Origin of the sequence: Pseudoduganella sp. UC29_71 (genome assembly GCF_042693265.1) — a bacterium.
Taxonomy (GTDB): Bacteria; Pseudomonadota; Gammaproteobacteria; order Burkholderiales; family Burkholderiaceae_D; genus Rugamonas.
The window spans coordinates 997559-1017060 of sequence record NZ_CP170549.1 but is presented as its reverse complement, the minus strand read 5'-3'; the positions used below and the strand labels follow the sequence as shown (position 1 = coordinate 1017060).

Annotated in this window: 17 protein-coding genes; 15 read left to right on the top strand and 2 right to left on the bottom strand. The window is 66.0% G+C overall.

Annotated elements, in window-relative coordinates; all coding sequences use genetic code 11:
- Positions 1 to 27 precede the first annotated feature (27 nt).
- Complete coding sequence (locus tag ACFJI2_RS04485; RefSeq protein ID WP_377703921.1) at positions 28 to 1032, bottom strand: serine/threonine protein kinase; 1005 nt, start codon at positions 1030 to 1032, stop codon at positions 28 to 30.
- An 87-nt stretch (positions 1033 to 1119) separates the two neighbouring features.
- On the opposite strand from ACFJI2_RS04485, the gene ACFJI2_RS04480 reads away from it, so the two are divergent.
- The 5 genes from ACFJI2_RS04480 to ACFJI2_RS04460 all read left to right on the top strand — a co-directional run bounded on the left by ACFJI2_RS04480 (position 1120) and on the right by ACFJI2_RS04460 (position 6292).
- Complete coding sequence (locus tag ACFJI2_RS04480) at positions 1120 to 1818, top strand: UPF0149 family protein (protein ID WP_107874565.1); 699 nt, start codon at positions 1120 to 1122, stop codon at positions 1816 to 1818.
- Positions 1819 to 2019: 201 nt separating this feature from the next.
- Positions 2020 to 3843: a DUF1800 family protein gene (locus ACFJI2_RS04475; RefSeq protein ID WP_377703920.1), complete on the top strand. Its 1824-nt coding sequence runs from the start codon at positions 2020 to 2022 to the stop codon at positions 3841 to 3843.
- 14 nt (positions 3844 to 3857) lie between these two features.
- Complete coding sequence (locus tag ACFJI2_RS04470; protein ID WP_377703918.1) at positions 3858 to 5234, top strand: DUF1501 domain-containing protein; 1377 nt, start codon at positions 3858 to 3860, stop codon at positions 5232 to 5234.
- A 108-nt stretch (positions 5235 to 5342) separates the two neighbouring features.
- Positions 5343 to 5807, top strand: a complete 465-nt coding sequence (locus tag ACFJI2_RS04465; protein WP_377703917.1) for a hypothetical protein — start codon at positions 5343 to 5345, stop codon at positions 5805 to 5807.
- An 80-nt stretch (positions 5808 to 5887) separates the two neighbouring features.
- Positions 5888 to 6292, top strand: a complete 405-nt coding sequence (locus ACFJI2_RS04460; RefSeq protein ID WP_377703916.1) for a hypothetical protein — start codon at positions 5888 to 5890, stop codon at positions 6290 to 6292.
- Positions 6293 to 6298: 6 nt separating this feature from the next.
- Here the strand turns inward: ACFJI2_RS04460 and orn are convergent, their stop codons facing one another.
- A complete protein-coding gene (gene orn / locus ACFJI2_RS04455) occupies positions 6299 to 6883 on the bottom strand; it encodes an oligoribonuclease (protein WP_056397682.1) in 585 nt (194 codons plus the stop codon).
- Between the two features lie 47 nt (positions 6884 to 6930).
- Here orn and ACFJI2_RS04450 point away from each other — a divergent pair, with 47 nt between their 5' ends.
- The 10 genes from ACFJI2_RS04450 to ACFJI2_RS04405 all read left to right on the top strand — a co-directional run bounded on the left by ACFJI2_RS04450 (position 6931) and on the right by ACFJI2_RS04405 (position 19483).
- Entirely contained in the window at positions 6931 to 8199 is a 1269-nt protein-coding gene (locus ACFJI2_RS04450; protein WP_377703915.1) for a M48 family metallopeptidase, read from the top strand.
- A gap of 10 nt (positions 8200 to 8209) precedes the next feature.
- The gene (locus ACFJI2_RS04445) at positions 8210 to 8560 is read left to right on the top strand and encodes a 4a-hydroxytetrahydrobiopterin dehydratase (RefSeq protein WP_377703914.1); all 351 of its coding nucleotides are present in this window, start codon (positions 8210 to 8212) and stop codon (positions 8558 to 8560) included.
- On the top strand, positions 8557 to 9465 hold the full coding sequence (gene rsgA, locus ACFJI2_RS04440) for a ribosome small subunit-dependent GTPase A (protein WP_377703913.1): 909 nt from the start codon (positions 8557 to 8559) through the stop codon (positions 9463 to 9465). Before ACFJI2_RS04445 ends, rsgA begins: the two co-directional genes overlap by 4 nt.
- A gap of 75 nt (positions 9466 to 9540) precedes the next feature.
- Complete coding sequence (locus tag ACFJI2_RS04435; RefSeq protein ID WP_377703912.1) at positions 9541 to 12402, top strand: ATP-binding protein; 2862 nt, start codon at positions 9541 to 9543, stop codon at positions 12400 to 12402.
- A gap of 85 nt (positions 12403 to 12487) precedes the next feature.
- Entirely contained in the window at positions 12488 to 12745 is a 258-nt protein-coding gene (locus ACFJI2_RS04430) for a hypothetical protein (RefSeq protein WP_377703911.1), read from the top strand.
- Between the two features lie 320 nt (positions 12746 to 13065).
- The gene (locus ACFJI2_RS04425; RefSeq protein WP_377703910.1) at positions 13066 to 14511 is read left to right on the top strand and encodes a polysaccharide lyase family 1 protein; all 1446 of its coding nucleotides are present in this window, start codon (positions 13066 to 13068) and stop codon (positions 14509 to 14511) included.
- A 10-nt stretch (positions 14512 to 14521) separates the two neighbouring features.
- Positions 14522 to 15214: a PEP-CTERM sorting domain-containing protein gene (locus ACFJI2_RS04420; protein ID WP_377703909.1), complete on the top strand. Its 693-nt coding sequence runs from the start codon at positions 14522 to 14524 to the stop codon at positions 15212 to 15214.
- A 170-nt stretch (positions 15215 to 15384) separates the two neighbouring features.
- Positions 15385 to 16311, top strand: a complete 927-nt coding sequence (gene argF, locus ACFJI2_RS04415; RefSeq protein ID WP_057155223.1) for an ornithine carbamoyltransferase — start codon at positions 15385 to 15387, stop codon at positions 16309 to 16311.
- A 32-nt stretch (positions 16312 to 16343) separates the two neighbouring features.
- A complete protein-coding gene (locus tag ACFJI2_RS04410) occupies positions 16344 to 17576 on the top strand; it encodes an argininosuccinate synthase (protein ID WP_132139229.1) in 1233 nt (410 codons plus the stop codon).
- 95 nt (positions 17577 to 17671) lie between these two features.
- Positions 17672 to 19483, top strand: coding sequence for a methyl-accepting chemotaxis protein (locus ACFJI2_RS04405; RefSeq protein ID WP_377703908.1), 1812 nt, complete (start codon positions 17672 to 17674; stop codon positions 19481 to 19483).
- Positions 19484 to 19502: the final 19 nt, after the last annotated feature.

Below are 19502 nucleotides of genomic sequence, written 5' to 3'. Positions count from 1 at the left end.
CTTTGTGACAGGCAATCGGAAAACTTTTTACACCGGCAGCGGCGCCTCGTCCATCAGGGCGATCTGCTCGCGCAGCTCCAGCACGCGGTCCTGCCAGTAGCGCTGGGTGTTAAACCAGGGGAAGGCAGCCGGGAAGGCGGGATCGTCCCAGCGGCGCGCGATCCAGGCCGAATAGTGGATCAGGCGCAGCGTGCGCAGCGCTTCCACCAGGTGCATTTCGCGGCTGTCGAAGTCGCAGAAATCCTCGTAGCCGGCCAGGATGTCGCCCATCTGGCGCACCTGCTCGTGGCGTTCGCCGGACAGCATCATCCACAAGTCCTGGATGGCCGGCCCCATGCGGCTGTCGTCGAAATCCACGAAGTGCGGGCCGGCGTCGGTCCACAGCACGTTGCCGCCGTGGCAGTCGCCGTGCAGGCGCAGCAGCGATACGTCCCCTGCCCTGTCATAGCAGCGCTGTACGCCCTCCAGCGCCTGGTCGATCACGCTGCGGTAGGCAGCCAGCAGTTCGGCCGGAATGAAGTTGTTGGCCAGCAGGTAGTCGCGCGGCTCGGTGCCGAAGGTGGCGGGGTCCAGCGCAGGGCGTTCCTGGTAGACGCCCAACTTGCCGGCCTCGTGGATGCGGGCGATGAAGCGGCCCGTCCATTCCAGCACGGCCGGGTCGCCCAGCTCGGGTGCGCGGCCGCCATGGCGCGGGAACACGGAAAAGCGGAAGCCCTGGTATTCATGCAGGGTCTTGCCGTTGACGGTCAGCGCCGGCACCACGGGAATCTCCCGCTCGGCCAGTTCAGCCACGAAGGCGTGTTCTTCCAGGATGGCGGCGTCGCTCCAGCGGCCGGGGCGGTAAAACTTGGCCACCAGCGGCTTGCCGTCTTCGATGCCGACCTGGTAGACGCGGTTTTCATAGCTGTTCAGCGCCAGCAGGCGGCCGTCGCCGTACAGGCCGATGCTGTCCAGCGCGTCGAGCACGCAATCTGGCCCGAGGGCGGCGTAGGCGTGCGGAACGCCGGATGGGTCTGGAGTGTCGGTTGTCATGGCGCCATTGTAAGCGCCGCCGCATTCTTCCGCCCGGAACATTGCGCCGCAGCGTATACTGGCGCCATTCAAATAGAAGGAATGCATATGCAACTCGATCAGCCCCTGAGCGAAAAAGAATTCGACGAACTGGACAACTTCCTGCTGTCCGAGCGCAGCCCGGAGGACTCCATGACCATGGATCACCTGCACGGCTACCTGACCGCCATCGCCATCGGCCCGGAGCCGATCATGCCGGCCGAGTGGCTGTCGCGCGTGTGGGGTCCGGACGGCAAGGACGCGCCCAAGTTCAAGAATGCCAAGGAAGAGGAGCGCATCGTCAACCTCATCATGCGCTTCATGAACGAAGTGCTGGTGACGTTCGAAGTGGCGCCCAAAGAATTCGAGCCGCTGTTCGTGGAGCACGAGGTCAACGGCCAGACCCTGATCGACGCCGAAGCGTGGTGCTGGGGCTTCTGGGAAGGCATGGAACTGCGCCCGGGCTCGTGGGATGCGATCTGGGACTCGGAAGTGGGCGACCTGATGCGTCCGATCTACCTGCTGGGCGCGGACGAGATCGAAGAAGACGAGCTGCCGCTGGTGGAAGACCCGGTCAAGGCGCACAAGCTGGGCCAGGAGCTGGAAGCGAACCTGCCGGCCATCCACAAGTTCTGGGTGCCGCGCCGCAAAGCGCCGGTCAGCACCGTGGTGCGCGAAGAGCCGAAAGTGGGCCGCAATGACGACTGCCCCTGCGGCAGCGGCAAGAAGTACAAGAAGTGCCACGGCGCGGAAGGCGCAGCCGAGTAACATCTTCTTTGCGGCGAATTGACATTTTTCGCCGCCCCCGCATGACCCGAGTGACAATTTTTGTCGCCTTGCAGCCCGCAAGCGAACAAGAATTGTCACTTTTTGCTTGGCACGAGACTTGCTCTTTGGAAACAAGATTCCAAAAACAAGGAGCATGTCATGCAACGAACACTATGCCGGGCCTGGACAGCGGCCTGTCTGATGAGCCTGGCCGCAAGCAGCTGGGCCGCCACCGCCACGCTGGAGCATACGGCCCGGGGCGAAGTGGCGCTGGGCAGCAAAGTGTGGTTCCTGGGTAAGGTCGACGGCGTTGGCACGTATATGAACTTCACGGTGAACGGCGTCGCCGGCGGCAATGCCGTGTTCGGCACGCTGAATTCGCAGAACGGCGAGTACAAGGCGCCTGCTGCCATGCCGGCCAACCGCGTCATCACCATCACCGGCACCACCGCCACCGCAACCAAGCTGAGCGCGACCACCACGCTGACGCTGAAGCTCGCGTCCACGACCACGCCAACCCCGAATCCGACGCCGACGCCGACGCCAGCTCCAACGCCGACGCCAACACCGGCGCCCCCGCCGCTCGGCGCCCAGCCGCCGGTTGACCCCGCCACCGTGGCGGCGGCGCGCCTGCTCGAACAAGCCACCTTCGGCCCCACCGCCGCCGACATCGCCAAAGTAAAAACCCTGGGCCAGGCCGCCTGGCTGGCGCAGCAGTTCGAGCTGCCCGCCAGCGCCCTGCCCGCCACCGAGGACATGAACGTCCTGCGCGCCAACTGGTTCAACAACATGGCCGGCGGCCAGGACCAGCTGCGCCAGCGCATGATCTTCGCGCTGTCCCAGCTGTTCGTCGTCTCCGCCGACAAAAACCCCTACGCCAACGAGATGCAGCCATGGCTGGCCACCCTGTCGGCCAACGCCTTCGGCAACTTCAACACCCTGCTGCGCGACATGACGCTGAACCCGTCCATGGGCAAATACCTGGACCTGGCCAACAGCAAGGCGCCCGCGCCGAATGAAAACTACGCCCGCGAAGTGATGCAGCTGTTCACCATCGGCCCGGTCATGCTGAACCAGGACGGCAGCGTGCAGACCGACCGCAACGGCGCCCCCATTCCCAGCTACGACCAGGCCCGCATCGCCGACATCTCGCGCGCCCTGAGCGGCTGGACCTACCAGGGCACCAGCACCACCGGCGCCAACTGGGAAAAGTTCACCGGCCCGCTGCAGCCGCGCGACCGCCTGCACGACAAGGGCAGCAAGACGCTGCTGCAAGGCACGGTGCTGCCTGCAGGCCAGACCACGGTGCAGGACTTCGACGCCGTAATGGAGAACCTGTTCGACCACCCCAACCTGCCGCCCTTCATCGCCACCCGCTTGATCCGCGCCTTCACCACCAGCAATCCCAGCCCCGCCTACATCGAGCGCGTGGCCGACGTGTTTGCCAGCGGCCCGGCCGGGCGCGGCGACCTGAAAGCCACGCTGACGGCCGTGCTGACCGACGCCGAAGCGCGCCAGGACATTCCCGGCGCCACCCAGGGCAAGCTGAAGGATCCGATGCTGCACTCGCTAAGCCTGTTCCGTGCGCTGGACGCCACCGTCGTCAATCCCACCAACGCCTTCTGGGAATACTTGCAGCTGGGCCAGAAGCTGCTCAACGCGCCCAGCGTGTTCAATTTCTATTCGCCCATGACCGGCCTGCCCGGCTCGCCCGGCAAATTCGGCCCCGAGTTCCAGGTCTACGCCCCGGCGCTGGCCGTGGCGCGCGCCAACTTCCTGTACCGCTTCCTGTCCGGCGAGTACAAGGGCATGGTGGCCGTCAATATCGCGCCCTACGTCAACGTGGCGGGTGACGTCACCGCACTGATGAACCTGGTGGACGCCAGGCTGCTGCAGGGCCGCATGTCGCCAGCCGCGCGCAGCGCCATCGCCGGCCCCGTCAGCGCCACCACCGACAAGACGCAGCGCGCCCTGACCGCGCTCTACCTGACCGCCATCAGCGCCGAATTCGCGGTGCAGCAATGAAACCGGAGACCTCCATGAACAAGAACCACCTGTCCCGCCGCGGCTTCCTCGGCCTGGGCGCGCAAGCCGGCATGCTGGGCGCACTGTCCTCGCTGGGCCTGCTGGCGGCCCGCCCCGCGCAAGCCGCCGTGAGCGATTACAAGGCACTGGTCTGCCTGTATATGTTCGGCGGCAACGACGGCAACAATATGATCGTGCCGCTGGACAGCGTCCGCTACGGCAAGTACGCCGCCATCCGCGGCAGCCAGGGCCTGGCGCTGTCGGTGGCCAGCAAGACGCTGGTGGCCGAGCGCAGCGCGCGGTTGCAGGCGGTGGACAATCCAGTTGACCAGCCCTTCGGCTTCCACTACGGCATGCCCGAGCTGGACGCGCTATACGGCCAGGGCCAGGTGGCCGCCGTGCTCAACGTGGGCAGCCTGCGCCAGCCGCTCAGCAAGGCGCAGTACCAGTCCGGGCTGGGCGTGCCGCCCCAGCTGTTCTCGCATCCGGACCAGCAGCTGCAAAACCAGGCCGGCACGCCGTCGCTGGCCGGCACCGGCTGGGGCGGCCGCCTGGTGGACCTGCTGGGCACCGGCGGCGACCTGGACGCGGTGGCGCTGGGCGGCGGCGGCCTGTTCATCGAAGGCGCCAAGACGCATGGCAACCTGATCCCGGCCAACGGCCAGCTCAACCTGGCCGGCATGAACTTCTGGCCGCAAGCGGAAGCCGACAAGCGCCGCGCGGCGCTGCTTCAGCTGCTGTCGGCCAACCACGCCAACCTGATGGCCGGCACGGCCAACCGCACGCTGCTGAACGGCATGGAATTGGTGTCCGACCTGAAGGCGGCCACCGGCGGCGGCGCGCTGGCCACCACCTTCCCCGGCTACAGCCTGGCGCAGCAGCTCAAGACCGTGGCGCAACTGATACGCCTGCGTTCCACCCAGGGTCCCGGGCGGCAGGTGTACTTCGTGTCGCAGGGCGGCTTCGACACGCATGGCGGCCAGGCCTACCAGCAGTTCGACATGCTGCGCCAGGTGTCGCAGTCGCTGGCCGCTTTCCAGCTGGCGCTGGCCGAAATCGGCGCGCAGCAGCAGGTGACCACCTTCACGCTGTCCGACTTCGGCCGCAGCCTGCAGCCCAACAGCGGCGGCACCGACCACGGCTGGGGCAACCACCACCTGATCGTCGGCGGCGCCGTGAAGGGCGGCCTGTACGGCCAGTTCCCCGATTTCACGCTGGGCGGCAGGGACGACGCCACCGGGCGCGGCGTGTGGATACCGCAAATCTCCAACCAGCAATACGGCGCCACCCTGGGCCGCTGGTTCGGCGCCGACGACGCCATGCTGGAGACCCACGTCTTCAAGAACGAACTGGCCAACTTCGCGGTCAGGGACCTGGGCTTCATGGGCTAAGCGCACGCTGCATTGAAAATTTTTGACTGTCGCTGCTGCAATTACTTGCTAAACTTTCAGCTGTAATTGCAGCAATCTTATCGGAGCGACTATCAAAAAAGGATCAATATGCCCTGCGCCCACGTCACGCCTGCGAAAGGCCACGCCAAAGAAATCAAATGTAAGAACCCGGAAAGCAAGGGCGGCTTTTGCGACCAGCACCAGCCCAAGCCGGTCATCGTTGCCGTCACTCCGGTGACGCTGACCTGGTTTCCCAAGCCGGAAGCCGGCACCGCCGTCAACGCCACGTTCCAGGCAGCGTGCGACGGCATGGCCGACCACATTGAAAACACCTGCCAGAACGGCATCCAGTCCGGCGGCATGCCGTTTAAAGGCAAAGGGACCAAGGGGCCGCATTCGCTGCTGCACAACACCAAGCCGCGCGCCAACGACGCCGTCTTTTACAAGTGGACCGGCAGCAGCATGGAAGTGTTCGGCGTCGGTTCGCACGGCGTCACCAACACGGACTACGTGCTGACCTGGTACGACGGCAGCCGCGCCACGGTCGACCTGAAAGCCAAGACCATCGTCTGACGGCCCTGCGCACGTCGTGCCCGCCCATTTTTTCAGCAACCCGCTACAATGAATCGAGGCTGACTTTCACCGGGCTAGCAATGGGGCATGACGCGTATGAGCAGCGCAGGCAGCAATGGCTGGCGCGCATCGATGGCTTTTACAGCCAGGTGCAACTGTGGCTGGCGCGTTACGCGGCCAGGGGGCTGGTGAAATATGATTTCCATGCGCTGGTGCTGACCGAGGAACTGCTGGGCACTTACAGCACGCGCTCGCTGGGCATCAGCCTGGGGCGCCAGCACGTGCTGCTGCGCCCGGTCGGCGTGATGCTCGACACGGCGGGCGGTCGCGTGGACCTGGAGGGACATCGCGGCAAGGTGCGGTTTGTGCTGCCCGACCTTGCCGCCGGCTGGAAGATCGCCACCAAGGAGGGCGAATATCCAGCCTTTGAAGACTTCAACGAAAACAACTTCCTCGAAGCGCTGCTGGAAGTGTCCAGCGACTAATCCAGCTTACAACTTGATGAAATGCTCGCGGTAATACTTCAGCTCCTCGATGGACTCGACGATGTCGGCCAGCGCGGTGTGCTTCTGGTGCTTCTTGAAGCCGCCGACGATTTCCGGCTTCCAGCGCTTGCACAGTTCCTTCAGCGTGGACACGTCGATATTCCGGTAGTGGAAGAACGCTTCCAGCTTGGGCATGTACTTCACCATGAAGCGGCGGTCCTGGCCGATGGTGTTGCCGCACATCGGCGCCTTGCCGGCGGGGACCCACTTTTTCAGGAAGGCGATCAGCTCGGCTTCGGCGAACTCTTCCGTAATGGTGGACGCTTTCACGCGCTCGGTCAGGCCGGAACGGCCGTGGGTGCCCTTGTTCCAGTTGTCCATCTTGTCCAGCGTTTCATCGGATTGATGAATGGCAAACACCGGGCCTTCCGCCAGGAAGTTCAGGTGCATGTCGGTGACGATGATGGCCACTTCGATGATGCGGTCAGTCTCGGGTTCCAGACCCGTCATTTCCATGTCCACCCACACCAGGTTGGTCTCGTTGGGACGCTCTTGCGGGGTAGTCGTTGGGATTTCGGTCGCTTGTGACATAATTCTCTCTTGGCCTAAACAATCCGCCATTTTCTCACAGGCATAGAATGTATTCACACGCGTTTTCGATTTTGTTCGTCACTTTCCTCGTGCTGACCCTGGCCGTCCGCTTCTGGCTGGCCTCGCGCCATATCCGCCACGTGCTTGCGCACCGCAACGCCGTGCCGGCCGAGTTCGCCGAAAAAATCCCGCTGGCGGCGCACCAGAAGGCCGCCGACTACACCATCGCGCGCACCAAGTTCGGCATGCTGGGCATGGTGGTCAACGCTGCCGTGCTGGTGGCCTTCACCTTGCTGGGCGGGCTGCAGTGGCTGTCGGTGGAGGTGTACAAGCTGGCCGGCCCCGGCATGGGCTACCAGATCGGCCTGCTGGTGGCCTATGCCGCCATTTCCGGCCTGGTCGACCTGCCCTTCGACTACTACAAGCAGTTCGGCCTGGAACAGCGCTTCGGCTTCAACAAGATGAGCCGTGGCCTGTTCTTCGCCGACCTGGCCAAGGGCGTGGCGCTGGCCGCCGTGATCGGCCTGCCGCTGGTGTGGGTGGTGCTGACGCTGATGGACAAGAGCGGCGGCCTGTGGTGGCTGTACGCCTGGTTCGTGTGGAGCGGCTTCCAGCTGCTGATGATGGTGCTGTTCCCGACCGTGATTGCGCCGCTGTTCAACAAGTTCACGCCGCTGGCGGACGAATCGCTGAAGTCGCGCATCGAAGGCTTGATGCAGCGCGTCGGCTTCGCCTCCAAGGGCCTGTTCGTGATGGATGGCTCCAAGCGCAGTGCGCACGGCAATGCCTACTTCTCCGGCTTCGGCGCCAACAAGCGCATCGTATTCTTCGACACCCTGCTGTCGCGCCTGGCGCCGCAGGAGATCGAAGCGGTGCTGGCGCACGAGCTGGGCCATTTCAAGCTCAAGCACATCGTCAAACGCATCGGCATGATGTTCGCCGTGTCGCTGGCCTTTTTGGCGCTGCTGGGCTGGCTGAAGAACCAGCTGTGGTTCTACACCGGCCTGGGCGTGGACCCGCTGCTGCTGCCGGGTGCCAGCAACAACGCCATGGCGCTGCTGCTGTTCGCGCTGGCGCTGCCGGTGTTCACCTTCCTGCTCGGCCCGCTCACCTCGCTCAGCTCGCGCAAGCACGAGTTCGAGGCCGACGCCTTCGCCGCCAGGCATACCGACGCGCGCGACCTGGTGTCGGCGCTGGTGAAGATGTACGAGGACAATGCCTCCACCCTGACGCCGGACCCGCTGCATTCGGCGTTCTACGATTCCCACCCGCCAGCCAGCGTGCGCATCCGCCAGCTGAACCTGGCAGTTCACTGAGGAGCCGACCATGACCATCCTGGACGCACAACACCTGCTGGCGCTGCATTGCGCGCCCGCCAAGGACGCACTGGACGGCGAGGAGGCGCGCCGCCTGGCCGCCCTGCTGCCGCTATGGCGCCTGGAAAAGGGCAAGCTGGTGCGCGAGTTCCGCTTCGCCGACTATTATCAAACCCTGGCGTTCGTCAACGCGCTGGCCTATATCACCCACGCCGAAGACCACCACCCGGAACTGACTGTGACCTATAACCGCTGCACCGCCCGCTACGACACCCACTCCGTGAACCAGGGCCAGGGCGGCCTGTCGCTGAACGACTTCATCTGCGCCGCCAAGGCCGACGCACTGGCGGAGCGCGCATGAGCAAGCCTGCACAGCTGACCGGCACCATCATTGCCGCCCACGGCCGCCACTACCTGGCGGACGTGAACGGCGAACGCGTGCAGTGCGTGACGCGCGGCAAGAAGACCAATGTGGCCGTGGGCGACATCGTCAAGCTGACCGCCACCTCGGCCGACCAGGCCGTCATCGACGAGATCACCGAGCGCAAGACGCTGCTGTACCGCTCCGACCAGTACAAATCCAAGCTGCTGGCGGCCAACGTGAGCCAGCTGTTCATCGTCGTGGCCACCGAGCCCGGCTACACGGACGACCTGGTCTCGCGCGCCACCGTGGCGGCCGAAGCGGCCGGCATCGACGTGCACCTGATCCTGAACAAGGTGGACGTGACCGAATCGCTGGAGCGCACCCGCGAGCGCCTGACCATGTATTCCAGGCTGGGCTACCCGGTGCACGAGGTATCGGCGAAAGGCAATCCCGGGCACGCCGTGGCCACGCTGCAGCCGCTGCTCAAAGGCCAGTCGTCCATCCTGATCGGCCAGTCCGGCATGGGCAAGTCGTCGCTGATCAACCTGCTGGTGCCGGGCGCCGACATCGCCGTGCGCGAAATCTCGGCCGCGCTCGATACCGGCAAGCACACCACCACCTTCACCCGGCTGTACAGCATGCCCGACCTGGGTCCGGACACGTCCATCATCGACTCGCCCGGCTTCCAGGAATTCGGCCTGTACCACCTGAGCGAAGGCATGCTGGAGCGCGCCTTCCGCGACTTCAAGCCCTACCTCGGCGGTTGCAAATTCTACAACTGCCGCCACCTGAACGAGCCGCAGTGCCCGGTGCTGGACGCGGTCAGGTCCGGCGAGATCGCCAGGCTGCGCCACGAGCTGTACGGCCAGCTGCTGCACGAGTCGGCGCAAACTTTGTATTAAAAAAACAATTGACTTGGCATCTATTCAAAAAGTCGATTGCACCTTTCAATGCCCTGGAGCATTATTGACAAGGTGGTGACAAACAAGGGCCAGGCCATGGACATGTTCGCGCTCGACGAAGACGTTGCGCAATGGGAGGTTTCCCTGCTTCCCCTGCGCGGCGTTGCGCGCCTGCCGGTGCTGGTCCCGCTGGCCTGGCATGTGCGCCAGCGCGACAGCGAACGGGCCGACGCCCTGGCCGCCGAAGCCCTGGCCCTGCTGCCCCAGACCAATCTCGACACCCTCGCCCAGGCCACCGTTGCCGGCCGCATGCAGCTGGTGCAGGCCGAAGTGCTGTGGCTGCGCGGCGCGCTGGACGCGGCCGAGGCGCGCGCCAAGGAAGCGTTCGCCCAGCTGTGCGCGCTGGGCGACCACGCCGGCTGCGCCGACGCGCACTGGCTGCAAGCCTGGATCGACGTGGACCGCGGCGACCATGCGCAGCGCGACAGCGAACTGGCGCTGGCCCTGGCGGCCGCGCGCCTGGCCGGGGACGCGCAGCGCCAGCACATCATTGAAGCGGGCAGCGCGCGCTGGGCCATCCTGCGCGACCCGAACAGCGCCGCCGGCTGGACGCCGCGCTTCGCGCCGGAGCCGCCGGCGGCGCTGGCGGTAGCGGGCTGCGCCGCCTGGCGGCACGACTACCTGGGCGTGGCGGCCAGCCTGTCGAGCGACTTCGGCACCGCCGCCGGCCACTACATCCGCTGCTACGAAAACGCGCTGGCCAGCGGCCAGCTGCGCGCCGCCATCACCGCCGCCACCAATATCGGCGAAGACTTCACCAACCTGAACGACCACCACGCCGCGCTGGAATGGATGCAGTGCGCGCTGGACCTGGCGCGCCCCACCGGCTGGCCGCGCAGCGTGGGCGCCAGCCTGATGCACACGGCCGACACCATGCGCCGCCTGGGCCGGCTGGACGCGGCCGAGGAACTGCTGCACGAAGCGCTGGACATGCTGGCGCCGCTGTCCGGTGCGCGCAGCTACGCCATCGCGCTGCAGTATCTGGGCGACCTGTCGCTGGACCGGGGCGACTACGCCGCCGCGCTGGACGCCTTCCAGCGCCTGGAAGCGCGCGCCGACGCCCTGCAGCAGGCCGACGTCCAGACCGTGGCGCGGCGCGGCCAGGCCCACGCGCTGTCCGGCCTGAACCGGCCGCAGGAAGCGCTGCAGGCCGCGCACGAGGCGGTGCGGCTGGCCGGCGAGCAGCGCAACACGCACCACCAGGTGACCGCGCTGCGCGTGCTGTCGCTGATCTACAGCCGCCACGCGCTGCCCAGCCCGAACGGCATGACGGAACTGAACGCCACGCTGCACTATCTGCACCGCGCGCTGGCGGTGGCCTCCACCATCGAGGGCTACACCGTGCCGGGCGAGCTGCTGGACGCGCTGGCGCGCGAATACGCCCGTGCCGGCAGCTACCAGCAGGCCTACCAGATGGCGGTGTCGGCCAGCGCCGCGCGCGAGAAGACGCACAGCCAGGAAGCCACCAACCGCGCCGTCGCCATGCAGGTGCACCACCAGACCGAACACGCGCGCGCCGAGGGCCTGCACCACCGCCAGCTGGCCGAATCCGAAGCGCGCCGCGCCGCCGTGCTGCAGCAGACCAGCGCCATGCTGGAGCGCCTGTCCGCCATCGGCCAGGAAATCACCACCCACCTGGACGCGGGGGCCGTGTTCCAGGCACTGGACCGCCACGTGGAAGCGCTGCTGCACGCGCACACCTTCGCCATCTACCTGTACGACCACGGCGCCCGGTCGCTCACGCGCGCCTTCGGCGTGGAAGGCGGCCACGCGCTGCCCACCAATGTGATTCCGCTGTCGCATCCGCACTCCTACTCGGTGCGCTGCCTGAACGAGCGGCGCGAAGTGTACGTCGCGGACCTGAACAGCACCGACCACACTTACGTCATCCCCGGCACCTGCCTCAACCGCAGCGCGCTGTACGTGCCGCTGCTGGTGGGCGAGCGCGTGCTGGGCGTGATGACGGCGCAGTCGCTGGAAGTGAACGCCTACGGCGAGCGCGAGCGCCTGATCTTCCGCACCCTGTGCGCCTACGGCGCCATCGCGCTCGACAACGCCGAAGCCTACCGCCAGCTGCAGGACGCGCAGACGCAGTTGGTGTCGCAGGAAAAGCTGGCTGCGCTGGGATCGCTGATGGCGGGCGTGGCGCACGAGCTGAACACGCCGATCGGCAACAGCCTGCTGATTGCCAGCACCTTGCAGCAGAAGACCGCCGAAATCGAGCAGCAGATGAACGGCGCCGGCCTTCGCCGCTCCGAGCTGGCCGCCTACGTGGCCGACGCGCAGAAGGCGTCCGAACTGGTGATGCGCGGCCTGACCAGCGCAGCCGACCTGGTGAACAGCTTCAAGCAGGTGGCGGTGGACCGCACCACCGAGCAGCGCCGCGTGTTCAACCTGCAGCAGGTGGTGCACGAAGTGGTGGCCACCATGATGAACCGCATCCGCAACGCCAACCACAGCATCGAATACGAGGTGCCCGACGCGCTGGCCATGGACAGCTATCCCGGCCCCTTCGGCCAGGTGCTGGCCAACTTCATCAACAACGCGCTGCTGCACGCGTTCGAAGGCCGCACGCATGGCTGCATGCGACTCAGCGCCAGCATGACGGCCGAGGGCCGCGCGCTGGTGGTGTTCAGCGACGACGGCGGCGGCATCCCGGCCGAACACCAGTCGCGCATCTTCGACCCCTTCTTCACCACCAAGCTGGGCCAGGGCGGCAGCGGGCTGGGGCTGTCGATCAGCTACAACATCGTCACCTCGCTGCTGGGCGGCCAGATCAGCGTGGCCAGCGGCCCGGGCGGCACCGTCTTCACGCTCGACCTGCCCCTCACTGCGCCCATGCAGGACGATACCGGCCCGGTGGCGATTTACCATTAAAAATTTGTCCACATAACAATTTGCCATTAAACAGGCCGGCATGAAGCCGCGCTCATCCGGTGCCGGCCCGTTACCGAGGACGCCCATGAAACTTCCCCCTTTCGGCACACTGGCCATGCTGGCCGCAGCGGCAATCCCGCTGCTTTCCGGCTGCGCCAGCACCGGCGAACCACGCACGCCCATCGTCTCCAACTACGACACCGACGCCTACATCCCCACCGGCACCAACCTGAAGCGCAAATACAAGGACAGCGCGGACCGCATGCAATCGATGTCCGCCGAAGACGCCCAGCGCCAGCTCCAGTTCGTGCCGGTGGCGCCGTCGGCCGCCACCAACCGCTGAGCCGGGCAAACAAACCACAGCGGCGCCACGGTGCGCAGCTTGCCTGTTGCATAATCTTGCACACGGGCGTAGCATGAATCGATCGGTGCCGTGCTGCGCCTTCCGGCGCCAGCGGCAGCGGTACACCACCTGAGCGAACTCGGCTCCCCGCCCTCTTCGCAAAGGCGACAGGTACGCAAGGTGCCTGTAGCAGCGCCGTAGCCAGGCGCTGAAAGTTTTTCCTTACCCCCACGCGCTTTACCGATGTTTGCTGTTTTCCAGGGCAAGGCGCCGTCGCGCGGGTATGGGCTCGTCACTTTTAAAAATAACGGAGACCAAGCTTGAAAAACACCTTGATTGCGGCCAGCATCCTGCTGGCCTCGGCAGCCCAGGCTGCCACCATCGACGCCGCCACCCTGACCGGTGCCAGCACGCCCCTGCAAACCGCGCAATACGGCATTCGCAACTACTCGGCGCCGGTGCTGGTGGGCGGCTTGCACGACCCGGCCAGCTACATGGCGGCGCCCCGGCTGCCGGTATGGCAGTTCGCCAGCGGCGACCCGACCGGCGGCGTGCTTACCTTCGAGCGCCAGACCGCGCCCGCCACCGGCTGGCATACCTGGTCGCGCAAGGGCAAAGTACTGGTGACCGGCGGCAGCGCCGCCACCGCCAACCGCGTCTACACCGTCTACAACGGCCAGCAGCTGGTGGCCGCCATCAACGAAGCGGGCAACGAGCCCAAGATCATCCGCGTGATCGGCCACATCGACCTGCGCTGGAGCCAGAACAACACCGTGTTCCGCGAGTACACCAGCTACTCGGACCAGAAGTACGGCGGCTCGATCAGCATTCCTTCCAACACCACGCTGGTGGGCATCAACGACGCCCAGGGCCGGCCGGCGCGCATCACCGGCACCGCGCTGCTGATCGGCGGCGAACTGGCGCTCACCCCGGGCGGTAGCGAGGAAACGGACTTCAAGAAATGGATCGCCGACGGCAAGGATGGCGACGACTATCCAACCTGGACCCGCAACGTCATCGTGCGCAACCTGGCCATCGACACGCCGTGGGACGTGAACCCCGAGGACTCGGCCAACGCCTACGCCGACGGCCTGACCGTCTCGCGCGCGCAGAACATCTACCTCGACCACCTCACCATGAGCGACGGCGACACGCCCGAGTCGCTGGCCACCGGCACCTACACGACGCGCCACGACGGCGCGCTCGACGTGGTGCGCGGCAGCGACTACGTCACCATATCCAACAGCGTGTTCAACAAGCACCACAAGACCACGCTGGTGGGCAATGGCGACTCCGGCCGCGCCTGGAGCGACGAAGGCCGCCTGCACGTGACCTTCTCCGGCAACTGGTGGGATGGCGCCACCACGCGCCTGCCGCTGAACCGCTACGGCCAGGTGCACCTGTTTAACAACCTGGTCAGCGGCAGCGTGTCCACCACCAACGCCGACATCAAGTTCGCCAGCGGCACCGACGCGCGCTACCGCTCCAACATGCTGCTGGAGAATAACTACTACAACATCACCGGCCTCAAGCTCGCCGAGTTCTGCGGCAAGGCCATCAAGGGCAAGGACTTCATCGGCTTCCGCTCGTCCGGCCACATCTTCACCAGCGACAAGGCCGGCACCAATGCGGTGGACGGCCAGTGCGGCTATGCGCTGCCCAGCGCGGCCAACACGTGGACGCCGCCCTACCTGTACGCGCTGCAGACAGCCACTTCGACGCTGACCGCCGTACCGGCCGCCGCCGGCGCCGGCAAGCTGCCGTAAGGAGACGTCCATGCTGAGACCATACGCATACGCGGATACCGCGCCCCCGGTGCCGCCCGCGGCGGGAACGCGGGCGCGGGCGCCGGGGCTGGCCCTGGCCCTGGCGTTGCTGCTGAGTTTGGCCCCCGGCGCGGCGCACGCGACGCTGGTGGCCAACACCGGCACGCCATCCAACGCGGTCGGCGCCGGCTGGGCCTTCAACAGCGGCCACGCCTACGCCGGCCAGTTCTCGCTGCAGGACGCGATGACCATCGACAGCATCCAGGGCTACTTCAGCACCGATGCCGGCACGGTGGGCATCAGCCTGTTCAGCAGCGTGGCCGACGGCGACGGCGGCTTCATCCCCGGCGCAGCGCTGCGCACGGCCAGCATCGCCACGGCGGCCGGCGCGCTGGCCTGGAGCGGCGCCTCGGCGCTGGACTGGGCCGTCGGCCCCGGCGCTTACTGGGTGGTGTTTACGTCCAGCTACGGCGCCGCCAGCCAGGCCAGCATGCCCGGCCGGGCGCCGCAGCCGCTGGGCGGCTACGCGCTGCAGCAAGGCGGCCAGTGGTACGACGCCGCCGACCTCGCCCTCGGCCTGGGCCTGCGCGTGGACGCCAGCGCGGCGGCACCGGCGGCCAGCGTGCCCGAGCCGGGCAGCATGGCGTTGCTGAGCCTGGGCCTGGCCGCCGCCGGCGCGCTGCGCCGCCGCAAGCGGGGCTGATCCCCTCACCGCGCGCAGGCCTGCCGGCTGCGCGCGGTGTTTCCCTCAGGCACATGCCTGTGGCATGCAGGCAGCCACATCGCTATAGCCTGAATTTAGCCGTATAATGTTTTGCTAAGCTGGCGCTTCCGGCACCCCCGCCCCTGCCAGCCCAACAAATCGTTGTCACTATGTCTACCCAAAAACCGATTCGGCACTACCTGCAGTTTTCCGACTTGTCGTTGGATGAATACGAATACGTGATCGAACGCGCCCACGTCATCAAGCGCAAATTCAAGAACTACGAGATCTACCACCCGCTGGTCGACCGTACGCTGGTGATGGTGTTCGACAAGAACTCCACCCGCACCCGCCTGTCCTTCGAGGCCGGCATGCACCAGCTGGGCGGCGCCGCCATCTACCTGAACACGCGCGACTCCCAGCTGGGCCGCGGCGAGCCGGTGGAAGACGCCGGCCAGGTCATGTCGCGCATGTGCGACGTGATCATGGTGCGCACCTTCGGCCAGGACATCATCGAGCGTTTCGCCGCCTTCTCGCGCGTGCCGGTGATTAACGGCCTGACCAACGAGCACCACCCCTGCCAGGTGTTCGCCGACATCTTCACCTACTACGAGCACCGCGGCTCCATCGCCGGCAAGACCGTGGCCTGGGTGGGCGACGCCAACAACATGCTGTATTCCTGGCTGCAGGCGGCCGAAGTGTTCGGCTTCCACGTCAACGTGTCCACGCCCAAGGGCTACGACATGGACATGTCGCTGGTCTCCACCGACCGCTACACCTTCTTCGCCAACCCGTCCGACGCCTGCGAAGGCGCGGACCTCGTCAACACCGACGTGTGGACCAGCATGGGCTACGAGGACGAGAACGCGGCCCGCCTGAAAGCCTTCGACGGCTGGATCGTCGACTCGGCCAAGATGGCGCGCGCCAAGCCGGACGCGCTGTTCATGCACTGCCTGCCCGCGCACCGCGGCGAGGAAGTGTCGGCCGACGTGATCGACGGCCCGCAATCGGTGGTCTGGGACGAAGCCGAGAACCGCCTGCACATCCAGAAGGCGCTGATCGAGTACCTGCTGCTCGGCCGCCTCGACGGAAAATAACGAATCTAATTTTGACCAAGAATGGAACGACCATGAGCGACATCAAAAAAGTAGTCCTCGCCTACTCGGGCGGCCTGGACACCTCCGTGATCCTGAAGTGGCTGCAGGATAACTATCAATGCGAGATCGTCACCTTCACGGCCGACCTGGGCCAGGGCGAGGAACTGGAACCGGCGCGCGCCAAGGCGCTCAAGTTCGGCATCAAGCCTGAGAACATCTACATCAACGACGTGCGCGAAGAATTCGTGCGCGACTTCGTGTTCCCGATGTTCCGCGCCAATACCGTGTACGAAGGCGAATACCTGCTGGGCACCTCGATCGCGCGTCCGCTGATCGCCAAGCGCCTGATCGAAATCGCCAACGAGACCGGCGCCGACGCCATCTCGCACGGCGCCACCGGCAAGGGCAACGACCAGGTGCGCTTCGAACTGGGCGCCTACGCGCTCAAGCCGGGCGTGAAAATCATCGCTCCATGGCGCGAGTGGGACCTGCTGTCGCGTGAAAAACTGCTGAAGTACGCGGAAGACGCCGGCATCGACATCGACATGAAGCACAAGAACGGCGGCGCGCCGTACTCGATGGACGCCAACCTGCTGCACATCTCCTTCGAAGGCCGCCACCTGGAAAACCCGAGCGCCGAAGCCGAAGAATCGATGTGGCGCTGGAGCGTGAGCCCGGAAGCGGCTCCCGACCAGGCCGAGTACCTGGACATCGAATACGAAAAGGGCGACATCGTGGCCCTGAACGGCGTGCGCATGTCGCCGGCCACCGTGCTGACGGAACTGAACCGCCTGGGCGGCAAGCATGGCATCGGCCGCCTGGACCTGGTGGAAAACCGCTACGTCGGCATGAAGTCGCGCGGCTGCTACGAAACCCCGGGCGGCACCATCATGCTCAAGGCGCACCGCGCCATCGAATCGATCACGCTGGACCGCGAAGTGGCGCACCTGAAGGACGACCTGATGCCGCGCTACGCGTCCATGATCTACAACGGCTACTGGTGGGCGCCTGAGCGCGTGGCGATCCAGACTCTGATCGACCACACCCAGGCCACCGTGAACGGCTGGGTGCGCGTCAAGCTGTACAAGGGCAATGTGATCGTCGTGTCGCGCGATTCGAAGACCGATTCGCTGTTCGACATGAACATCGCCACCTTCGACGAAGACGGCGGCGCCTACAACCAGGCCGACGCTGGCGGCTTCATCAAGCTGAACGCGCTGCGCATGCGCATCGCCGCCAACGCACGCCTGAAGCGCGGCCAGTAATACCGCCGCGCCACAGTGTACGGGCCGCCTCGCGCGGCCCGTTTTGTTTTTCCGGGCGACGGTGCTACATTGCCATATCACCGCCGGGAGAATCCATGAAAGACATGCGTATCAAAACCAAGCTCACCGCCGGCTTCGGCGCCATCGTCGCCATCCTGCTCATCCTCCTCAGCCTTTCCTACCACCAGTTCACGCGCCTCTCCGAGGCCAACGCGTGGGACCGCCACACGCTGGAGGTGCTGCTGGAGGCCGACCAGATCGCCAACGCGGTGCTGCAGATCCAGAACTCCACGCGCGGCTTCATGCTGACCGGGAACGAAAGCCTGGTGCAAGTCATCCCGCAGGAAGAAGAAGCCATGCGCCGCCACGTGGCGCGCGCGCTGGCCCTGACCCAGGACAATCCGCAGCAGCAGGCCCGCATCAAGCAGCTCGCCCCCATGGCGGAAGACTGGGTGCAGAACATCATCCATCCCCTGCTGGACAAGCGCCGCGAACTGAACAAGCAGGTGGGCGTGTCGCAGCAGGTGGCCACCGCGGCCGATGTGCTGAACGGCGCCAAGATCATCGCCGACGTGCGCAAGCTGCTGGCGGACGTGAGCGCCGAGGAAAACCGCTTGCTGGCGCTGCGCTCGGCCGAGGCGCGCGACATGCAGCAGGCGCAGGCCTGGCTGCTGGGCGGCGGCGGCGCGCTGGCCACGGCGCTGGCGCTCGTCATTGGCTGGCTGCTGCTGCGCGCCCTGCTCTCGCCACTGGGCCTGCTGATGCAGGCGGTGGCGCGCATCGCCGCCGGCGAGCAGTCGGCGCGCGCCACCGTGGTGTCGAACGACGAACTGGGCGAAGTGGCCACGGAATTCAACCGCATGGCGCAGACCATACAGGACAGCCAGGCCAAGGAACTGGCCGGCACCAACCTGCTCAAGGCCAAGGTCGATTCGCTGCTGGAGGTGGTGTCCAAGGCTGCCTCGGGCGACCTGACCGGCCAGGTGATGGTAGGCGGCAGCGACGCCATCGGCCAGCTGGGCCAAGGCCTGTCGAAGATGTTCGATAACCTGCGGGCACTGCTCAACAATATCCAGAAAGCCGGCATCCAGGTCACCACCTCGGCCACCGAGATCGCCGCCTCGGCCAAGCAGCAGGAAGCCACCGGCGTGGAGCAGGCGCAGACCAGCGTGGAGGTGCTCAGCACCACCAAGGAAATCTCGTCCAACACCTCGCAGCTGCTGCAGACCATGCAAGGCGCCACCGCCGTGGCCGACTACACCACCAGCGCCACCGCCGAAGCGCAGGACAACCTGAAGCGCATGGACGAGACCATGCAGCACATGGTGTCGGCCACCGACTCCATCAGCGCCAAGCTGGCCGCGCTGTCGGAAAAGGCGTCCAACATCAACAGCGTGCTCACCACCATCACCAAGGTGGCCGACCAGACCAACATCCTGTCGCTGAACGCGGCCATCGAGGCCGAGAAGGCCGGCGAGGCCGGACGCGGCTTCTCGGTGGTGGCCACCGAGATCCGCCGCCTGGCCGACCAGACTTCCGTGTCCACCTGGGACATCGAACAGATGCTCAAGGAAATGCAGTCGGCCGTGTCGGCCAGCGTGATGGGCATGGACAAATTCTCCGAAGAGGTGCGCCGCAGCGTGAACGAAGTGCGCCAGGTGACGGACCAGCTGTCCGGCGTGATGGACCAGGTGCAGAAGCTGGCGCCGCAGTTCGACGCCGTGCTGCAGGGGATGCAGTCGCAGGCCGTGGGCGCGCAGCAGATCACCGCCACCATGATGCAGCTGAACGACGCCACCCAGCAAACGGTGGAGTCGCTGAAAGCCACCAGCGAGGCGGTGCAGCAGCTGCAGTACGCAGCCAGTGGCCTGCAAAGCAGCGTCGCCACCTTCTCGGTCAACAGCTAGGGCCTGCCGCTGCACTTTC